This is a genomic window from Arthrobacter sp. PvP103, assembly GCF_017833075.1.
In the GTDB taxonomy this organism is placed as follows: domain Bacteria; phylum Actinomycetota; class Actinomycetes; order Actinomycetales; family Micrococcaceae; genus Arthrobacter.
Genome location: NZ_JAFIBQ010000001.1, coordinates 3,022,681 through 3,040,317, shown reverse-complemented (window position 1 = coordinate 3,040,317; position 17,637 = coordinate 3,022,681). Strand labels below are relative to the sequence as shown.

15 protein-coding genes and 2 pseudogenes are annotated in these 17,637 nt (G+C 65.8%); 14 read left to right on the top strand and 3 right to left on the bottom strand.

All coding sequences use genetic code 11. The annotated features are described in order from the left end of the window. Positions 1 to 21 precede the first annotated feature (21 nt). Positions 22 to 1,509, bottom strand: coding sequence for a helix-turn-helix transcriptional regulator (locus tag JOE41_RS14060; RefSeq protein ID WP_011690452.1), 1,488 nt, complete (start codon positions 1,507 to 1,509; stop codon positions 22 to 24). Positions 1,510 to 1,690: 181 nt separating this feature from the next. On the opposite strand from JOE41_RS14060, the gene aceA reads away from it, so the two are divergent. Both aceA and aceB read left to right on the top strand, forming a co-directional pair. Further along, complete coding sequence (gene aceA, locus JOE41_RS14055; RefSeq protein ID WP_011690451.1) at positions 1,691 to 3,022, top strand: isocitrate lyase; 1,332 nt, start codon at positions 1,691 to 1,693, stop codon at positions 3,020 to 3,022. A gap of 93 nt (positions 3,023 to 3,115) precedes the next feature. After that, positions 3,116 to 4,780: a malate synthase A gene (gene aceB / locus JOE41_RS14050; RefSeq protein ID WP_209752700.1), complete on the top strand. Its 1,665-nt coding sequence runs from the start codon at positions 3,116 to 3,118 to the stop codon at positions 4,778 to 4,780. A 205-nt stretch (positions 4,781 to 4,985) separates the two neighbouring features. Here the strand turns inward: aceB and JOE41_RS14045 are convergent, their stop codons facing one another. Together JOE41_RS14045 and JOE41_RS14040 are read right to left on the bottom strand one after the other, a co-directional pair. After that, the gene (locus JOE41_RS14045; RefSeq protein ID WP_209752699.1) at positions 4,986 to 6,179 is read right to left on the bottom strand and encodes a CynX/NimT family MFS transporter; all 1,194 of its coding nucleotides are present in this window, start codon (positions 6,177 to 6,179) and stop codon (positions 4,986 to 4,988) included. A gap of 83 nt (positions 6,180 to 6,262) precedes the next feature. Beyond that, positions 6,263 to 7,495, bottom strand: coding sequence for an ROK family transcriptional regulator (locus JOE41_RS14040; protein ID WP_209752698.1), 1,233 nt, complete (start codon positions 7,493 to 7,495; stop codon positions 6,263 to 6,265). A gap of 184 nt (positions 7,496 to 7,679) precedes the next feature. On the opposite strand from JOE41_RS14040, the pseudogene JOE41_RS14035 reads away from it, so the two are divergent. From JOE41_RS14035 to JOE41_RS13980, 12 genes and pseudogenes are all read left to right on the top strand, one after another. Further along, positions 7,680 to 8,231, top strand: a pseudogene (locus JOE41_RS14035) (Gfo/Idh/MocA family protein); the annotation flags it as partial. Beyond that, positions 8,222 to 8,470 (top strand): annotated as a pseudogene (locus JOE41_RS14030) (sugar ABC transporter permease); the annotation flags it as partial. The pseudogenes JOE41_RS14035 and JOE41_RS14030, both read left to right, overlap by 10 nt. Further along, entirely contained in the window at positions 8,470 to 9,363 is an 894-nt protein-coding gene (locus tag JOE41_RS14025) for a carbohydrate ABC transporter permease (protein ID WP_011690443.1), read from the top strand. The pseudogene JOE41_RS14030 and the gene JOE41_RS14025, both read left to right, overlap by 1 nt. A 55-nt stretch (positions 9,364 to 9,418) precedes the next feature. Beyond that, complete coding sequence (locus tag JOE41_RS14020; protein ID WP_209752697.1) at positions 9,419 to 10,183, top strand: sugar phosphate isomerase/epimerase; 765 nt, start codon at positions 9,419 to 9,421, stop codon at positions 10,181 to 10,183. Further along, the gene (locus JOE41_RS14015; RefSeq protein ID WP_209752696.1) at positions 10,180 to 11,298 is read left to right on the top strand and encodes a Gfo/Idh/MocA family protein; all 1,119 of its coding nucleotides are present in this window, start codon (positions 10,180 to 10,182) and stop codon (positions 11,296 to 11,298) included. The genes JOE41_RS14020 and JOE41_RS14015 overlap by 4 nt, the downstream gene beginning before the upstream one ends. A gap of 10 nt (positions 11,299 to 11,308) precedes the next feature. After that, complete coding sequence (locus JOE41_RS14010; protein WP_209752695.1) at positions 11,309 to 12,505, top strand: Gfo/Idh/MocA family protein; 1,197 nt, start codon at positions 11,309 to 11,311, stop codon at positions 12,503 to 12,505. Position 12,506: 1 nt separating this feature from the next. Continuing rightward, positions 12,507 to 13,508, top strand: coding sequence for a sugar phosphate isomerase/epimerase (locus JOE41_RS14005; RefSeq protein WP_209752694.1), 1,002 nt, complete (start codon positions 12,507 to 12,509; stop codon positions 13,506 to 13,508). Positions 13,509 to 13,602: 94 nt separating this feature from the next. Beyond that, complete coding sequence (locus JOE41_RS14000) at positions 13,603 to 14,505, top strand: PD40 domain-containing protein (RefSeq protein WP_209753637.1); 903 nt, start codon at positions 13,603 to 13,605, stop codon at positions 14,503 to 14,505. Beyond that, positions 14,498 to 15,526 carry a Gfo/Idh/MocA family protein gene (locus JOE41_RS13995; RefSeq protein ID WP_209752693.1) on the top strand — a complete coding sequence of 343 codons (1,029 nt, stop codon included), beginning with the start codon at positions 14,498 to 14,500 and terminating at the stop codon, positions 15,524 to 15,526. Before JOE41_RS14000 ends, JOE41_RS13995 begins: the two co-directional genes overlap by 8 nt. A gap of 33 nt (positions 15,527 to 15,559) precedes the next feature. Beyond that, positions 15,560 to 16,102, top strand: a complete 543-nt coding sequence (locus JOE41_RS13990) for a GNAT family N-acetyltransferase (RefSeq protein WP_209752692.1) — start codon at positions 15,560 to 15,562, stop codon at positions 16,100 to 16,102. A 113-nt stretch (positions 16,103 to 16,215) separates the two neighbouring features. Continuing rightward, positions 16,216 to 16,950, top strand: a complete 735-nt coding sequence (locus tag JOE41_RS13985; RefSeq protein ID WP_209752691.1) for a DsbA family oxidoreductase — start codon at positions 16,216 to 16,218, stop codon at positions 16,948 to 16,950. A gap of 51 nt (positions 16,951 to 17,001) precedes the next feature. After that, positions 17,002 to 17,625, top strand: a complete 624-nt coding sequence (locus JOE41_RS13980; protein ID WP_011690434.1) for a TetR/AcrR family transcriptional regulator — start codon at positions 17,002 to 17,004, stop codon at positions 17,623 to 17,625. Positions 17,626 to 17,637: the final 12 nt, after the last annotated feature.

The following is a 17,637-nucleotide window of genomic DNA, read 5'->3' as shown; positions in this document are numbered from 1 at the left end:
CAGAAGTGATAGAGGGTTTGTTCAGCTTCCCGAGTGCGCCTGCAGGAACGAGTAGACCTCGGTCTCGTCCACGCCGGGGAAGGCGCCCGGCGGCATCGCGGCGAGCAGGTGCGAGTGCGCCCGCGCCGACGGCCAGGCGTTGCCCGCCCACTCAGACGTCAGCGACGCCGGCGGACGGCGGCAGCAACTCTCGTCCGGGCAGGTGGACTTGGACCGTTCGGTCGTATCCCGGCCGCGGAACCACTTCACCTGCGCGTACGGGACGCCGACGGAGAGTGAAAATTCACCGTTGGCCGAGCGCTCGGTCCGTGCCGTGCACCAGTAGGTTCCCGCCGGTGTATCCGTGTACTGGTTGTACGCGCTGAACTTGTCCGGCACATCGAACACCACCCGCGATGTCCAGTTCTTGCACGAGGGCTGGCCCTCAATGGCGCCGGTGTGATCCTGCGGGAACGTCACGCCGTCGTTCTCGTAGGCCTTGTAGATGATGCCGCTCTTGTGCGTTTTCTGGAAGTGCGTGCGGATGTCCAGGTGCTGGGTGGCCAGGTTGGTGAACCGGTGTGCAGCGGTTTCGTAGGACACGGCGAAGGCGTCGCGGATGTCCTCCACGGCGATCTCCTTGGCCTGCTTGGCTTTCTGCAGGAACTCCACGGTGGCCTGCTCAGGCAGCATCAGCGCGGCTGCGAAGTAGTTCGTGGCCACGCGCTGCATCAGGAAGTCCCCGTAGTTCGACGGCGTCTGGTGGCCCAGAACGTAGTGGCCCAGTGCCTGCAGCAGCACCGAACGGGGGTCATGATCCGAGCGCTGGTTTTGCGTGAGGTAAATTCGGCGGTTCTTAAGATCCGTCACGGAGCGGGTGGAATGCGGCAGATCGCCCACGTGGTGGAGGCTGAAACCGAGGTGCCCGGCAATGTCGGCAATGACGTGATGGGACAGCGGGCCGTTCTTGTGCCCCACGGACGCCAGGACCTTCTGCGCCTCCGCCTCGTACTCAGGGAAGTAGTTGTTGCGTTCGCGCATCATGGCCCGCAGCTCTGCGTTGGCGCGGCGGGCCTCCTCCGGCGTCGCCACTTGTTCGTTGAGCCTGCGCTCCAGCTCATGCTGCAGGCCCACCATAGATTCCAGCACATCCATCGGAAGCCGCGAGCTGATGCGGATTTTGGGCAGGTTCAGGGACTCGTAGAGGGGGCTGCGCTGGTAACGTTCCAGCTCGATCTCCAGGGCCGCCCGCCGGTTGGGCGGCTCCGCCCCGAGCAGCTGGTCGATGCTGACATTCAGCGCGGCGGCCAGCTGCTGCAGCAGGCCAAGTTTGGGCTCCCGCTTCCCGTTCTCGATCAGGCTCAGCTGGCTCGGCGCGGTCCCGACGGCGGCACTCAGGTCATCGAGGGTCATCGCCGCCGCTTTGCGCAGGTGGCGTACGCGGCGGCCCAGGCTGATGACGTCCAGTTCCGCGGTTGCAGGGGACGACGGCGGGGTGGCGGCTTTGCGGTTCCAGCTCGTAGGCGACATTTATTGAGCATACGCGAAGAAACGCATTTCTTTCCACGGTTTTCCTCTAGTAACCCGCTTGAAAGTGCAGAAAAGTAGATCTCACGGAAAGAAACACCGCACCGGTCCAGCCGGTCCCCCTCTGCAAAGGCGCAGGGCGGGACCGGCCAGGACACCCCGGAGCACAAACAAGGAGACAAAGATGACTGCAGCATTTGAGCCCACCCAGCAGACGCCCGAGCAGCAGGCCGCCGCACTGGAGCTCGAGTGGGCCGCCAACCCGCGCTGGGAAGGTGTGACCCGGGACTACAAGGCTTCCGACGTCGTCCGCCTCCGCGGCCGCGTCTCCGAAGAGCACACCCTGGCCCGCCGCGGCTCCGAGAAGCTGTGGAAGCAGCTGACCGAAGAGCACAAGACCGGCGGCTACACCAACGCCCTCGGCGCCCTCACCGGCAACCAGGCCGTGCAGCAGGTCAAGGCCGGCCTCCGCGCCATCTACCTCTCCGGCTGGCAGGTTGCCGCGGACGCCAACAACTCCGGCCACACTTACCCGGACCAGTCGCTGTACCCGGCCAATTCCGTTCCCACGGTGGTCCGCCGGATCAACAATGCCCTCCTCCGCGCCGATCAGATCGAGTTCTCCGAAGGCATCCAGACCGTCGAGGACTGGATGGTGCCGATCGTCGCTGACGCCGAGGCCGGCTTCGGCGGCCCGCTCAACGCCTACGAACTGATGAAGTCCATGATCCAGGCCGGCGCCTCAGGCGTTCACTGGGAGGACCAGCTCGCTTCCGAGAAGAAGTGCGGCCACCTCGGCGGCAAGGTGCTCATCCCCACCCAGCAGCACGTCCGCACCCTGAACGCGGCCCGCCTGGCCGCCGACGTCGCCGGCACCCCGTCCGTGGTCATCGCCCGCACCGACGCCGAGGCGGCAACCCTGATCACCTCCGACGTCGACGAGCGCGACCAGGAATTCATCCTCCGCGAAGGCGGACAGCCGGTCCGCACCCCGGAAGGCTTCTACAAGGTCCGCAACGGCATCGAACCCTGCATCGCCCGCGCCAAGGCCTATGCCCCTTACTCCGACCTCATCTGGATGGAGACGGGCACTCCGGACCTCGAACTTGCCCGTAAGTTCGCCGAAGCCGTCAAGGCCGAGTTCCCGGACCAGATGCTTTCCTACAACTGCTCGCCGTCGTTCAACTGGCGCAAGCACCTGGACGACGCCACCATCGCCAAGTTCCAGCGTGAACTCGGCGCCATGGGCTTCACGTTCCAGTTCATCACCCTGGCCGGCTTCCACGCCCTGAACTACTCGATGTTCGATCTCGCCCACGGTTACGCCCGTGAAGGTATGAGCGCCTACGTCGAGCTCCAGGAAAAGGAATTCGCCTCCGAGTCCCGCGGCTACACCGCGACCAAGCACCAGCGCGAAGTCGGCACCGGCTACTTCGACGACATCGCAACTGCGCTCAACCCGAACGCATCCACCCTCGCATTGGTCGGATCGACCGAAGAGGGCCAGTTCCACTAACTCTTCCCCAACTAGATAGCAGTAGGTGTCGTTTTGGAGGCTCAAAACGACACCTACTGCGACTCAGTTGGGCCTTGCACCAGGAGAACTCTCATGAACAGCTTCACTGACAACTTCGCTATCAACGGGATCACGCTGACCGCGCAGCCTATTTGCCGGCAGGGCGAAGTTCTCACTCCGGATGCTTTGGCGTTTGTTGCCAAGCTGCACCGGGCCACCACGGAACGTCGGCAGGAGCTGCTCCAGGGCCGCCGCAACCGTCGGGCCGAGATCGCCAAGGGGCAGGATCCGCGTTTCCTCCGCGAAACCGAGTCCGTCCGGAACGACCCGAACTGGCGCGTTGCTCCGCCTGCTCCGGGCCTGGAGGACCGCCGTGTCGAAATCACCGGGCCGGTGGACAAGAAGATGACCATCAACGCGCTGAACTCCGGCGCCAAGGTGTGGCTGGCTGATATGGAAGACTCCTCCACGCCGTCGTGGCGCAACGTGATCCAGGGCCAGCTCAACCTGACGGACGCGCTGGAACGCCGGATCGACTTCACCTCCCCCGAGGGCAAGGACTACAAGCTGCGCCCGGCCGGCGAACTGCCCACCATCGTGGTCCGCCCCCGCGGCTGGCACCTGCCCGAGAAGCACATGCTCATCGACGGCGAACCCATCGCCGGCGGCATCGTGGACTTCGGCCTGTACTTCTTCCACAACGCCCGCCGCCTGCTGGCCCAGGGCAAGGGCCCGTACTTCTACCTGCCCAAGATCGAGAACCACCTCGAAGCACGCCTGTGGAACGACATCTTCATCCTCGCCCAGGAGCTGCTGGGCATCCCGCAGGGCACCATCCGCGCCACCGTGCTGATCGAGACCATCACAGCCTCCTTCGAAATGGAAGAGATCCTCTACGAGCTCCGCGACCACGCTGCGGGGCTGAATGCCGGCCGCTGGGACTACATCTTCTCCATGATCAAGAACTTCCGCACCCGCGGCCCCCGCTTTGTCCTGCCGGACCGCGTGCAGGTGACCATGACGGCCCCGTTCATGCGCGCCTACACGGAGCAGCTGGTCCGCGCCTGCCACAAGCGCGGCGCGATGGCCATCGGCGGCATGGCCGCAGCCGTCCCCAACCGCAAGGACGAGGAAGCTAACGCGATCGCCTTCGAAAAGGTCCGCGCGGACAAGACCCGCGAGGCCAACGACGGCTTTGACGGCTCCTGGGTGGCGCACCCTGACCTGGTTCCCGTCTGCCGCGAAGTGTTCGACGCCGTCCTCGGCGAAAAGCCGAACCAGCTGGACCGCCTCCGCGAGGACGTCACCCCGGACGATCGCGCGCTGCTGGACATCGCCGCCACGAAGGGCACCATCACCGAGCAGGGCATCCGGAACAACATCGAGGTGGGCATCCGCTACATCGAGTCCTGGCTGCGCGGCAACGGTGCCGTGGCCATCCACAACCTGATGGAAGATGCCGCCACTGCGGAGATCTCCCGCTCGCAGCTGTGGCAGTGGATCTTCTCCCGCGCCATCACCGACGAAGGCGAAATCATCACCCGCCACTGGGTGGAGGAGCTGCTGGACGAGGAATTCTCCCGGCTGGAGCGCTTCGAAGGGGACCGTTTCGCCGACGCGCGGGACATCTTCGAGGAAGTCACCCTGGCCGATGCGTTCCCCACGTTCCTGACGCTGCCTGCCTACGCCCGCTTCCTGCACGAGGCCCGGGACCGTTCCGAGGAGCCCGTGGAGGACGCGGAGCTCGTCGCCGCCTGATCCGGCGGTAATCGAGAAGATTTCCGTTCGCCGGGCTGCCATGCCCTCCGCAACAGGCACCCCGAAATCCGGGGCGGCGGCCCGGCAACGGAAGAACCACTAAGCGCGAACTGGCAGCTAATGACCCGAAACTTCGTTTTGAGGGCATTAGCTGCCAGTTCGCGCTTCTGTTGAAGGGCGTGAAGTACGACGACGGCGGGACCCGTCAGCGGGTCTTCGGCACCTTCCGGACGGAGAGGGTCGTGCCCAGGAAGAACGCCGCCACCGATGCAAGGATCAGCAGCAGCGGGTTGGTCCAGGATCCGGACAGCCCGTGGACGTAGCCCAGGAGCGTCGGGGCGACAGCGCCTACCGAGTAGCCAACGCCCTGGACGACGGCCGACATCCGGCCTGCCGATGCCTGGTCGCGGGCCAGCTTGATGATGGCAATAAAAATCACAGTGATGCCGCCGCCCTGCGCTGCGCCGCCCACGGAGGACCAGAGCCACCACAGTTCCGGGGCGAGCAGCAGGCCAAGTGGAACGGTCAGCCACATCAAGCCCAGGGTGACCGCCACCGCCGTCGTACTGGCAAACCTGGCCACCATCGGCACCCCGAGGCCGCCCACAATGGCGAGGATCTGGAAGAGCGAGGACCCGGCGCCGGCGGCGGAGGGCGCCATGCCCAGTTCGTCGATCAGGAAGGTGGGCAGCCAGGCAGTGACGCCGTAGTAGGAGAAAGCCTGCCCGGCAAAGCCCGCCGTCAGCCCGGCCGTGATCCAGCGGGACGCCGGCCGACCGCCGGCGGGACGGGGATCGGACTCTTCGACGGGGGACGGAACGAAGGCTTGCCGGCCCACCGCCATCACCCAGAAGACTGTGGCGGCCACGGCGAAGAGCCCGCTGGCTGCCAGCGCGAGCCGCCAGCCGGCCACCTCGGCCAGGGGCGCGGTGACCACCGACGTGAGGAAGGACCCGATGTTCAGGGCCGCGGTGTAAATGCCCATGGCGGTCCCCTGCCGCTGGGGCGAAAAGTCCCGCCTGATGATCAGCGGAACGGCGATGTTGCCGATGGTGATGGCCACGCCGATGATCGCGGTTCCGAACAGCACCAGGCCGCCGTTTCCGGCCGAGCGGACAATGACGCCGGCCAGCACGCCCAGCAGCGTGAGCATGATGGCAAATTCCGCCCCGAGTTTTCGGCCCGCAAACGACGCGAGCGGCGCCGCCAGCGAGAAGCACAGCACCGGAATGCCGGTCAGCAGCCCCAGTTCCACGGGTGAGAACCCAAGGTCCTGCTGCATCGGGCCAACCACCGGGGCCACAGCCACGAACGGGCCGCGCATGTTCAGCGCGATGAGTCCGATGCTGGCCAGCAGGATCCAGCCGCGCGGGACCCTGGCGAGGATGTTCGCCGTCATGAGGCGGGCTGCGGTTTGGTGAGGGAGCTGGGAATCCGTGTCATCAGATCATTGCTATCATGCCCGCGGCAACATGACGGACGTTATCCCGTTGCCTGCAGGGTGGCTTCTATCACGGCAGGAGATAACACGTGTTGCGTGACCATCTGGCTGGCGCCAAGGATCGCGGCCTGGTCCCCGGCCATCGAAAGGGCTATCCGAAGATGTGACGTGGCCAGCGGCAGCGACCGCCGGTAAACCACTTCGCGCACTCCCGCCATCAGGTGCTCGCCCGCCTGGCCGAGGCTGCCGCCGATCACGATCACCGACGGATTCAGCAGGTTGACCACCGTAGCCAGTACGTCCCCGACGTCCCGGCCGGCCTGGCGGAGCGCCTGGATGGCCTGCAGGTTTCCCTCGGCAACGAGTCGCAGCACATCGCTTCCCTTCTCGGCCGGAAGCCCATGGCGGGCCAGTTCTCGGGCGACGGCGGGGCCCGAAGCCAGTGCCTCGAGGCAGCCGTAGTTGCCGCAGCGGCAAAGGACTTCGTCCCCGCGCGGGACCCTCACATGGCCCAGGTCCCCGGCCGTTCCGTTGGCGCCGCGCTGGAGTTCGCCGCTGCTGATGATGCCTGCACCGATGCCGGTGGCCACCTTGATGAAAAGGAAGTTGTCGTGTTCGGGCCAGTACGCCGTGCGTTCGCCGAGCGCCATGATGTTGACGTCGTTGTCCACCAGCACGGGGACCGGCAGCGAGCGCCGGACGTAACGCACCACGTCGAACCCGTCCCAGCCGGGCATGATGGGCGGCTTAACCGGCATGCCGGTGGCATGCTCCACCGGGCCGGGCAGCCCGATCCCGATGCCGGCGAGGTCCGCGGCTGTCCGGCCTGCCTCACTGAGGAGTGTTTTTCCTTCCTCGACCACACGGCCCAGTACCGCTTCCGGACCGACGGCAACGTCCTGGGCCAGGCGCCGTTCGGCAAGGACGTTGCCGCCTAGGTCGGTGACGGCAACGATCACGTGCGTGGCGCCGACGTCGACTGCCAGGACAGAGCGGGCGGCGGGGTTGAAGGCAAAGCGCGACGGCGGCCTGCCACCGCTGGAATTGGCCTCACCGGCCGGGCCCACCAGTCCGGAGGAGATGAGCGCGTCGATGCGGGCGGCCACCGTGGACCGTGCCAGGCCAGTCGTCAGGGCCAGTTCGGCCCTGGTGCGGGCCTTGCCGTCGCGGAGCAGCTGGAAGAGGTCGCCGGCCCGGGAAAGGCTCCCCGCACCATCAGGCGCGGCATCGGTTCCGGCGTCGATGCCGGTCTCTTTTCCGGACGTTGGACTCATGAATCATAGATAGCACGAAGGCCTTATGCATGTCACGCCACCGAAAGATCGCCGATTACTTTTCAACTTTTGCTTGACCATCGGCAAAAGTCGTTCTAGCTTGATGTGTGAGCGGTGTCACTGAGACGAGGCACCGCCGAAGTCCGGGTCATAACGCTCCAGCTAGTACAAAGAGGTAAGCAACTTGTCGAGCCAAGCACAGGCATCACCGGCCCTCCTCGGCGTCGGCATTCTGGGCGCCGGACCTGTGACCCAGGCGATCCACCTTCCTTCGCTCGCACGGCTGGGGGACATCCTTGATGTCCGCCACATCATGGACGTCGACCCCGCTGTGGCGGAAGCCGTGGCCGGAAGGGTTGGTGCGAAGTTCAGCACCAGCATGGAAGAGCTCCTCGCGGACCCCGCAGTGGACATTGTGGCCATCTGCAGTCCGCACCAGTTCCACGCAACGCAAGTGATCGCCAGCTGCCGGGCCGGCAAGAAGGCCGTGCTGTGCGAGAAGCCGTTCGCCATGACCGGAGAAGAGGCGGCCCGCATCGCCGCCGTTTCAGCCGAAACCGGCGTCCCCATCATCGTGGGCGCCATGCACACCTTCGATCCGGGTTGGCTGGCAGCGGAAGACGCTTGGGGCGAACTGCCGGAGCAGGTCCACACCGTCCGGTCATCCATCGTCCTTCCGCCGAACCCTCGATTCGAGGACTTCGCCACGGAGATCGTGGGCCGCATTCCCGCGCCACCTACATCAGCTGGATCCTGATGACCATCTTCTGCGTCAACGACTTCCCCACTATCTACCTGCTCACCGGCGGTGGCCCGGTCAGCGCCACCACCTCCCTGGTGGTCCTGGCCTACCGCACGGTCTTCCAGGACTTCGCCACCGGCCCCGGCGTCGCCATCGCCTTCCTCATGACCATGACCCTGGTAGTCATCTCCGTCCTCCTGTACCGCCAGATCCGAAAGTCGAGCGTCGAATAATGAGCGCAGCAGTCCACGCCCATCCCGAGTCCGGCCCAGTCCTCGGCGTCGCCGGCCCGGCCAAAAACCTACGCGTCCTCTCCGAAGCCGGCCACCGCGGCCAATGGTGGCGGTTCGTCGCGATCCTGGCCATCACCGCAATAGTCCTCGTCCCCATCATGGTCACCGTCGTGCTCGCCTTCACCCCCGGACCGACCAGCACCGCCAAAGGCCTGACCTTCGAAAACCTCGCCAACGTCTTCTCCGGAACCCTCGCCGCCACCTGGCTGCAGAACAGCCTCATCACCACACTCGCCACCGTGACAGTCTCCGTGGCCGTCGCCGCACCCGCCGGCTACGTCCTCTCCCGCGGCCGGTCCAAAGCCGTCTCCGGATACTCCCTGCTGCTGTTCGTCATGCAGTCCCTGCCCATCATCACCTCAGTGGTCCCGCTGTTCATCCTCTTCGCCGGCATGGGTCTGGTGGACAACCTTCTGGGCATTACCATCATCTACGTCGGCTCCACCATGACCGTAGCCACCTGGATGATGGCCGCCTACTTCGACTCCATCCCCATCAGCCTCGAGGAAGCGTCCTGGATCGACGGCTGCTCCGTCTTCGGCTCCTTCACCAAAGTGGTACTCCGCAACTCACTCCCCGGAATCCTCTCCACCGCGATCTTCGCCTTCCTGCTGGCCTGGAACGACTACCTCGTAGCCATCGTCTTCCTGCGCTCCAACGAGATCTTCACCCTCCCCATGGGCGTCCAGTCCTTCTTCCAGCAGAACGCCACCGACTGGACCTCCGTCATGGCCCTGGCCGTAGTCATGATGCTCCCGCCCGTCATCGTCTTCGCCACCCTGAACAAGTACTTCAGCGTCGGCGGCATCGGCGGATCCCTCGCCGGCCGCTAACCAGCGCCGCACGCCTCTTTTAGAAGAACCTTTAGTACAACCGCAAAGGAACGACATGTCTTATTCACTCCAGCTCTACACCCTGCGCAATGCCATCCAGGAAGACCTGCCAGGCACCATCCGAAAGGTCGCTGAGGTCGGCTTCACCCAGGTTGAGCCCTATAACTTCGTGGCCACGGCCAAGGAGCTCGGCGCCGCCCTGAAAGAGAACGGCCTCACTGCACCGTCAGGCCACGCTCCCCTGCTCAGCCAGGATCAGGACGAGATCTTCGCCGCCGCCAAGGAACTCGGCATCAGCACCGTCATCGACCCGTTCCTGCCGGCCGAGCACTGGCAGAAGGCCGAGGACATCCAGGCCACGGCTGCGAAACTCAACGCTGCAGCGAAGAAGGGCGCCGAATACGGCATCCGCGTCGGCTACCACAACCACGCCTGGGAACTGGAGTCCACCATCGACGGCCGCACGGCACTGGAATATTTCGCCGACCTCCTGGACCCCGAACTGGTCTTGGAAGTGGACACCTACTGGGTTGCCGTCGGCGGCCAGGACCCCGTGGCCATCCTGACCAAACTCGGCGACCGGGTGAAGTTCATCCACATCAAGGACGGCCCCCTCAACACGGACACCAAGGCGCAGCAGCCCGCCGGCCAGGGCAAAATCGCCGTGTGGGACGTCATCGGTGCGGCCAAGTCCCTGGAAATGGGCGTGGTGGAGTTCGACGACTACTCCGGCGACATCTTCGACGGCATCGCCCAGAGCCTGGAGTTCCTGAACGCCGGAGCCAGCGAAGGCGCCCAGTCCGAAGGAGCACGGGCATGAGCACTTCTTCCATGAGGAAAGGCCCGGTGGGCGTCGCCGTCATCGGCGCCGGAAACATCAGCAAACAGTACCTGGACAACCTGACCGTCTTCCCGGACCTGAAGGTCCATGTCATCGCCGACCTCTTCGAGGACGCCGCAGCCGCACGGGCGAAGGAATACGGGATCGCCGAGTACGGCGGGGTGGACGCCGCCCTGAACCATCCCGACGTCGAAATCATCGTCAACCTGACCATCCCGGCCGCGCACGTGGAGGTGGCGACCGCCGCCGTCAACGCCGGCAAACACGTCTGGACCGAAAAGCCGTTCTCACTGGACCGCGAATCCGGGCTGGGGCTGCTGAAGGCCGCCGATGCCGCAGGGCTGCGGCTCGGCTGCGCCCCGGACACCTTCCTCGGCGCCGGTCTGCAGACGGCCCGGCGGCTGATCGAACGCGGCGACATCGGCACCCCGCTGACCGCCATGACCACGTTCCAGACGCCGGGACCGGAATCCTGGCACCCGAATCCGGCGTTCCTTTTCCAGTACGGCGCCGGACCCCTGTTCGACATGGGCCCGTACTACCTCACCGCGCTGGTCCAGACGTTCGGTTCCGTGCGCAAGGTGGCTGCGATTGGCTCCAAGTCCAAGGAAGTCCGGGTCATCGGCTCCGGCCCCAAGCTGGGCGAGGAATTCACGGTAGAGGTGCCCACCCACGTGTCCGCGATGGCCCAGTTCGAGGGCGGCCAGTCCTCGCACAGCGTCTTCTCATTCGAGTCGCCGCGGCAGCGGATGGGCTTCATGGAAATCACCGGGACGGAAGCCACCATTTCCCTACCGGATCCAAACTACTTCGACGGCGACGTGCGGCTCTGGCGCGCGGGCGACGAAGAGTGGACCGTCATTCCCGCCACCGGCCCGTCCAACGGCCGCGGCATGGGCGTTCTGGACATGGCCAGGTCCATCCGGGCCGGGGTACCGCATCGTGCCACGGGCAACCTCGCCTACCACGTGCTGGACACCATGGTCTCGATTTCCGAGTCCGTTGAATCCGGCACCTTTGTCAATGTCGAAAGCTCTGCCCCCGCGTCCCCGGCCCTCCCCGAGGACTGGAACCCCACCGCTTCCACTCTCTAGGACTCACGCAATGAACTCCCCCGAAAGCACGGACGGCACCAACCCGGACAACCCGCCGCTGGGTGTGGCGATGATCGGCTACGCGTTTATGGGCAAGGCCCATTCGAACGCCTGGCGCAACGTGGCCTCGTACTTCGATGTCCCGGCCTTCGAGCAAAAAGTGCTCGTAGGCCGGGACGCGGGGCAGGTCGCGGCGGCCGCCGCGAGATACGGCTGGGCCGAGTCGGCGACGGACTGGCGCTCGGTCCTTGACCGGGACGACATCCACGTCGTGGATATCTGCGCGCCGGGCTGGATGCATGCCGAGATTGCCATCGCGGCGCTCGAGGCAGGCAAACATGTCCTGGTCGAGAAGCCCCTGGCCAACACCCTGGCCGAGGCCGAAGCCATGGCGGACGCTGCCCGAGCCGCCCGGGAACGCGGCGTGCAGTCCATGATCGGTTTCAACTACCGCCGTGTCCCGGCACTGGCCCTCGCGAAGGAACTCATCTCCGAAGGCCGGCTCGGGACGGTCCGGCATGTCCGCGCCGCGTACCTGCAGGACTGGCTCACGGACGCCGAATCACCGATGACCTGGCGTTTGCGTAAGGAAACCGCCGGGTCCGGGGCGCTGGGCGACATCGCCTCCCACGCGATCGACCAGGTCATGTTCCTGCTCGGCGGCACCGTCACCGAGGTCTCCGGCCGGCTGCACACCTTCGTGTCCAGCCGCCCCGGGGCGGACGGCCCCGAAGAGGTAACGGTCGACGACGCCGCCTGGGCCACGCTCACCCTGGACTCCGGGACCATCGCCTCGGTGGAGGTATCCCGCATGGCGACGGGCCAGAAGAACTCCCTGAAGCTGGAGATCTACGGGGACAAGGGCTCCCTGCTGTTCGACCTCGAAGCCATCAACGAACTCGGCTTCCTGGACGCCACCGTTCCGGTCCGCGAACAGGGGTTCCGCAGGATCCTGGTCAACGAACCCGAACACCCCTACATGGCTGCCTGGTGGCCGCAGGGGCATGTGATCGGCTGGGAACACACCTTCACGCACGAAATCCGCGACTTCCTGGCCGCAATCGACGGCGGCACCCCGCCCTCGCCGTCGTTCGAAGAGGGCCTGGCCGTGCAGCGGGTGCTGGCCGCCATCGAAGAATCCGCCAACGCCAAGTCCTCCATCATCCAGCTCGCCGCTTCCCCCGTCCCCGCCACTGAAGGAGCCTGACATGCCCCGCCCGTACACCCTGTTCACCGGCCAGTGGGCCGACCTCCCCTTCGAGGAAGTCGCCCGCCTGGCCTCCGGCTGGGGCTACGACGGCCTCGAAATCGCCGTGTCCGGAGACCACCTCGACGCCTGGCGCTGGGACGAACCCGGCTACGTCCAGTCCAAGCTCGCCGTCCTGGAAAAGTACAACCTGAAGGTCTGGGCCATCTCCAACCACCTCAAGGGCCAGGCCGTCTGCGATGACCCCATCGACTTCCGCCACGAAGCGATCGTCGGATCCAAGGTCTGGGGCGACGGCGACCCCGAAGGCGTACGCACCCGCGCCGCCGAAGAAATGAAACACACCGCCCGGCTCGCCAAAGCCCTCGGCGTGGACACCGTCGTCGGCTTCACCGGCTCCTCCATCTGGCAGTACGTGGCGATGTTCCCGCCGGTTCCGGAGAAGGTCATCCAGGCCGGGTACCAGGACTTCGCGGACCGCTGGAACCCCATCCTGGACGTCTTCGACGAATGCGGCGTCCGCTTCGCCCACGAAGTCCACCCCTCCGAGATCGCCTACGACTACTGGACCACCGTGCGCACCCTCGAAGCGATCGGCCACCGCGAAGCGTTCGGCCTGAACTGGGACCCGTCCCACTTCATGTGGCAGGGCATCGACCCCGTCTCCTTCATCTGGGACTTCAAGGACCGGATCTACCACGTGGACTGCAAGGACACCAAGCTCCGCCCCACCGGCCGGAACACCGTCATGGGCTCCCACCTGCCCTGGGGCGACCCCCGCCGCGGCTGGGACTTCGTCTCCGCAGGCCGCGGCGATGTGCCCTGGGAATCGTCCTTCCGCGCCCTCACCGCGATCGGCTATGACGGTCCCATCTCCATCGAATGGGAAGACGCCGGCATGGACCGCCTCCACGGCGCCCCCGAAGCCCTCGCCGCCCTGAAGAAGTTCGACTTCCCCGCCTCCCAGACCTCCTTCGACGCCGCCTTCAGCAGCAAGGACTAACCCGGGTGGGCGACGTCGGGGATTTCCTCAAGGTGTGGCGCAGGAACGACTGGTGCCCGGCGTGCGCGGGCACATCGCCCTCGAGGCTCTAGCCATGCTGCGAACCCTTGAGCCCGGTCAGCGCTGCGAGGTCTGGATTGCGTCCGTCACTGGCGAATCCGAAATGGTTTTCAGCACCGACGAAGTTCTCCTGGAAGCGCCCAACTGGACCCTCGACGGCCGTTCACTGGTCCTCAACGGGGACGGAAAACTATGGACGCTGGATGTTTCCGGGGGACGGCTCACGGAAGTCCCGCTGACGGGCGTCCCGGACCTCAACAACGACCACGTCCTGACACCTGGCGGCACCGGCATCTTCCTCTCGGCCAACGACGGGCACATCTACCGTGCCCCGCTTGACGGCGGCGAGGGGCAGCGGATCACCGACGACGACGGCTCCTTCCACTTCCTGCACGGCGTGAGTCCGGACGGCGGTGAGCTCGCCTACGTGGGGATCGCGGCCGGGGACTTCACCCGGCCCGGCAGGCTCATGACAATACCGTCCGACGGCGGCACAACCGCCGCGGTTGATGTCGGCCCCGGCCACTGCGACGGGCCGGAATATTCGCCGGACGGACAGTGGCTCTACTTCAACACGGAGTCCTTCAGCTCCCTCTCCGGCCATGCCCAGCTTGCCCGCGTGCAGGTTGACGGCAGCGGTTTCGAACGCCTCCTTGAAAGCGTCACCGTCGACTGGTTCCCGCATCTCTCCCCCGACGGAGAGCTGGCCTGTTACATCCGCTTCCCCACCGGCACGGAGGGCCACCCAGCGGATCTGCCGGTCGACGTCGTGCTTGTCTCCACCGGCGACTGGACCGCACCGCTGCACACGTGGCCGCTGTTCGGCGGGCAGGGAACCCTCAACGTCAACAGCTGGTCGCCCGATTCCGCACGCTTCGCGTACGTCGCCTATCCGCTCGGCAACACTGACACACCAAAGGACCAAGTACGTGACTAATCAACCCACCGGCACTTCCGACGGACACCTCCGCTGGGGAATCCTCGGCACCGGATTCATCGCTGGCCTGCAAACTCAGGACCTGCTGGACAACGGCTTCACCGTCCAGGCCGTCGGCTCCCGGGCCCTGGATTCGAGCAGGGCGTTTGCTGAGCAGTCCGGCGTGGCGGGCGCACACGGCAGCTATGAGGACTTGGTGGCAGACCCGCTGGTTGACGTGGTCTACATCGCCACGCCGCACCCTTTCCACCACGCGAACGCACTACTCGCGTTGAATGCCGGCAAGCACGTGCTGGTGGAGAAGCCGTTCACCATGAACGCCCGCGAAGCACAGGACATTGCTGAGCTCGCGGAATCCAAGGGGCTCGTGGCGCTGGAAGCCATGTGGACGCGGTTCCTGCCGCACATGATCCGCCTCCGCGCCATCATCCAGGAAGGCACCATCGGCGAGGTCCGGAAAGTGGTCGCCAGCCACAACCAGAGCCTGCCCCAGGACCCTGCCCACCGGCTGAACGATCCTGCACTGGGCGGCGGAGCGCTGCTGGACCTTGGCATCTACCCGGTCTCCTTTGCGTTCGACATCCTGGGCACGCCAGAGACTATTCGCGCCAGTGCCTCCATGACCGCGACGGGGGTGGACCGGCAGACGGCAGCCATCTTTGACTATGCCGGCGGCCAGCAGGCCATTGTGGACTGCGAACTGGACGCCGCCAGCGCCAACCGGGCCATGGTCATCGGGACCGAAGGATGGATCGACGTCGAATCGACCTGGTACAACCCCGTGCCGTTCACCGTGCATGCCGCGGATGGCAGCGTCATTGAACGCTTTGAGCAGCCCGTCAGCAGCCGCGGTATGCAGTACCAGGCTGCAGAACTGGAACGCCTCGTCCGCGCGGGCGATACCGCCGGCACCATCCTCCCTCCAAGCGAAACCGTTGCCGTCATGACAGCGATGGACGAGATACGCCGCCAGATCGGCCTCAGCTACGCGGCCGACGCCACACCAGACGCGCAGCGATGAATGTCAAGGAATTAGCGGCATAGGATTTTGGGCATGACGCACACCATCCGCCAAGCAACAGCGGACGACGCCGGCCGGCTGGCAGAGCTCGCCGCCGTCACCTTTCCGCTGGCCTGCCCGCCGGAATCCTCCGCGGACGATATCGCCGCGCACCTGGCCAACACCCTGAGCGTGACAAAGTTCCACGGCTACCTGGCGGACCCGGACATCACGGTCCTGGTGATCGATTCCGACGGCGACCTCCGCGGCTACAGCATGCTCGTGGACCGTCCGGCCGGCGACCGGGACGTTGCGGCCGCACTGACCATCCTGCCGTCGGCCGAGCTCAGCAAATGCTACGTCCACCCGGACCACCACGGGCTGGGTGCCGCGGCCGAGCTGATGCACGCCAGCCTGGACGCGGCTGCAGCTGCCGGTGCCCGCGGGATGTGGCTGGGCGTCAACAGCCAGAACGCCAAGGCCATCCGCTTCTACGAGAAGTCAGGGTTCCGGAAAGTCGGCACCAAGTCGTTCAACCTGGGAACCACGGTGGAACACGACTTCGTCATGGAGCGGGCAGTCCCTCGCCCCGGCTAAGCCCCTTAAATCCACGTTTTGAGGTCATTAGCCGGCAGTTCGCGCCCCCGCCAGTGATCAAAGCTACATGCCCGCCGGGGAATGGATGCCGCTGGTGCGGGGTTGTTGCCAGCATGAAGATTGAGATCTGGTCCGACGTCGCCTGCCCCTGGTGCTACATCGGCAAGCGCCGTTTCGAAGCGGCCCTGGCCGAATTCCCGCACCGCGATTCCGTGGAGGTGCAGTGGCGCAGCTACCAGCTCGATCCCGGCCTGCCCGAGCACTATGACGGCACCGAACTGGACTACCTGAGCACCCGCAAGGGCATGGCCCCGGCGCAGGTCTCACAAATGTTCGAACACGTGGCGGAGAAGGCCAGGGGCGAGGGCCTCAATTACCGGTTTGACACCGTGGTGGTCGCCAACAGCTTCACCGCACACCGGCTCATCCACCTGGCCGCCGCGCACGGCAAGCAGGACGCCGCCAAGGAGCGCCTGCTGAGCGACCACTTTGAACACGGGAAGGACATCGGCAGCCGCGAGTACCTCACCTCCCTGGGACGGGACCTGGGGATTGACGCCGGGGCGCTGGATGAGCTGTTCACCACGGACAAGTACGCCGAGGACGTCCGGTTCGACTTCGAGGAGGGACGTGCCCTGGGCATCAGCGGTGTGCCGTTCTTCGTGATCGACCGGAAGTTCGGGCTCTCCGGCGCCCAGCCGTCGGCGATGTTCAGCCAGGCACTCAACCAGGCGTGGCAGGAGAAACAGCCCCTCGTCATGGCCGGCACCGGCGCCCCGGGCAGCGAAGGAAGCAAACGGAACGACGGCGGTGCCGAAGTGTGCGGCCCGGACGGCTGCGCCGTCTGACGCGCCGCTGTCGCCAATAGGTTTGCTGACAGATCACTGTAAAGTGTCTGTATGCCTAGGATTTCGGCCGCCACGAATGCTGCCCAACGAGCCGAGACCCAACGCCGCATCCTGACCGGCTTCGGCGAACTACTCTTCACCCACGGCCTGCCCGGGCTGACCATGACGGATGTCGCCCGCCATGCCGGCATCGGACGCACCGCCGTGTACAACTACTACGCGGACATTGAAGAGCTGCTCATCGCCTACGCACTGGATGAAACCGAGCGCTTCCTCGATGGCCTCCGGGAGTCCCTGCAGTCATTGGAGAACCCGGTGGAACGCCTGGCGCTCTACATCCGCGCGCAGGTGGAGGACCTCAGCCGCCGCCACCTGCCGCCGGGCCCGGCCATGGCCGCAGTCCTTTCGCCGTCGTCCTTTTCCAAGCTCGCAGACCATGTGGGCGAACTGAGCCTCCTCCTGCAGGACATCCTGCGCGATGCGATGGGAGAGGGCTACCTTCCCCCGGCTGACATCGCACAATTGGCCCAGCTCATCCACGGAACACTGTCCTCCAGTGCCGCCCGCGGCGACGGCACGCCCGAAGCGGTACTCCGCACCGTCCGGTTCATCCAGCTGGGCGCGGGGGCCCGATTCGACGACGCCGGCCGACCCGTCAGGCTCAGCCAGCCGTAGGCGGACCCAGCC

Excerpts from the sequence above, each read along its gene's own strand:
- JOE41_RS14040 (WP_209752698.1), bottom strand. The coding sequence starts at position 7,495 with ATGAGTCCAACGTCCGGAAAAGAGACCGGCATCGACGCCGGAACCGAT.
- JOE41_RS14005 (WP_209752694.1), top strand. The coding sequence starts at position 12,507 with ATGCCCCGCCCGTACACCCTGTTCACCGGCCAGTGGGCCGACCTCCCC.
- JOE41_RS14045 (WP_209752699.1), bottom strand. The coding sequence starts at position 6,179 with ATGACGGCGAACATCCTCGCCAGGGTCCCGCGCGGCTGGATCCTGCTG.
- aceB (WP_209752700.1), top strand. The coding sequence starts at position 3,116 with ATGAACAGCTTCACTGACAACTTCGCTATCAACGGGATCACGCTGACC.
- JOE41_RS14015 (WP_209752696.1), top strand. The coding sequence starts at position 10,180 with ATGAGCACTTCTTCCATGAGGAAAGGCCCGGTGGGCGTCGCCGTCATC.
- JOE41_RS13990 (WP_209752692.1), top strand. The coding sequence starts at position 15,560 with ATGACGCACACCATCCGCCAAGCAACAGCGGACGACGCCGGCCGGCTG.
- JOE41_RS13980 (WP_011690434.1), top strand. The coding sequence starts at position 17,002 with ATGCCTAGGATTTCGGCCGCCACGAATGCTGCCCAACGAGCCGAGACC.
- JOE41_RS14000 (WP_209753637.1), top strand. The coding sequence starts at position 13,603 with ATGCTGCGAACCCTTGAGCCCGGTCAGCGCTGCGAGGTCTGGATTGCG.
- JOE41_RS14020 (WP_209752697.1), top strand. The coding sequence starts at position 9,419 with ATGTCTTATTCACTCCAGCTCTACACCCTGCGCAATGCCATCCAGGAA.
- JOE41_RS14010 (WP_209752695.1), top strand. The coding sequence starts at position 11,309 with ATGAACTCCCCCGAAAGCACGGACGGCACCAACCCGGACAACCCGCCG.
- JOE41_RS13985 (WP_209752691.1), top strand. The coding sequence starts at position 16,216 with ATGAAGATTGAGATCTGGTCCGACGTCGCCTGCCCCTGGTGCTACATC.
- JOE41_RS14025 (WP_011690443.1), top strand. The coding sequence starts at position 8,470 with ATGAGCGCAGCAGTCCACGCCCATCCCGAGTCCGGCCCAGTCCTCGGC.
- aceA (WP_011690451.1), top strand. The coding sequence starts at position 1,691 with ATGACTGCAGCATTTGAGCCCACCCAGCAGACGCCCGAGCAGCAGGCC.
- JOE41_RS14060 (WP_011690452.1), bottom strand. The coding sequence starts at position 1,509 with ATGTCGCCTACGAGCTGGAACCGCAAAGCCGCCACCCCGCCGTCGTCC.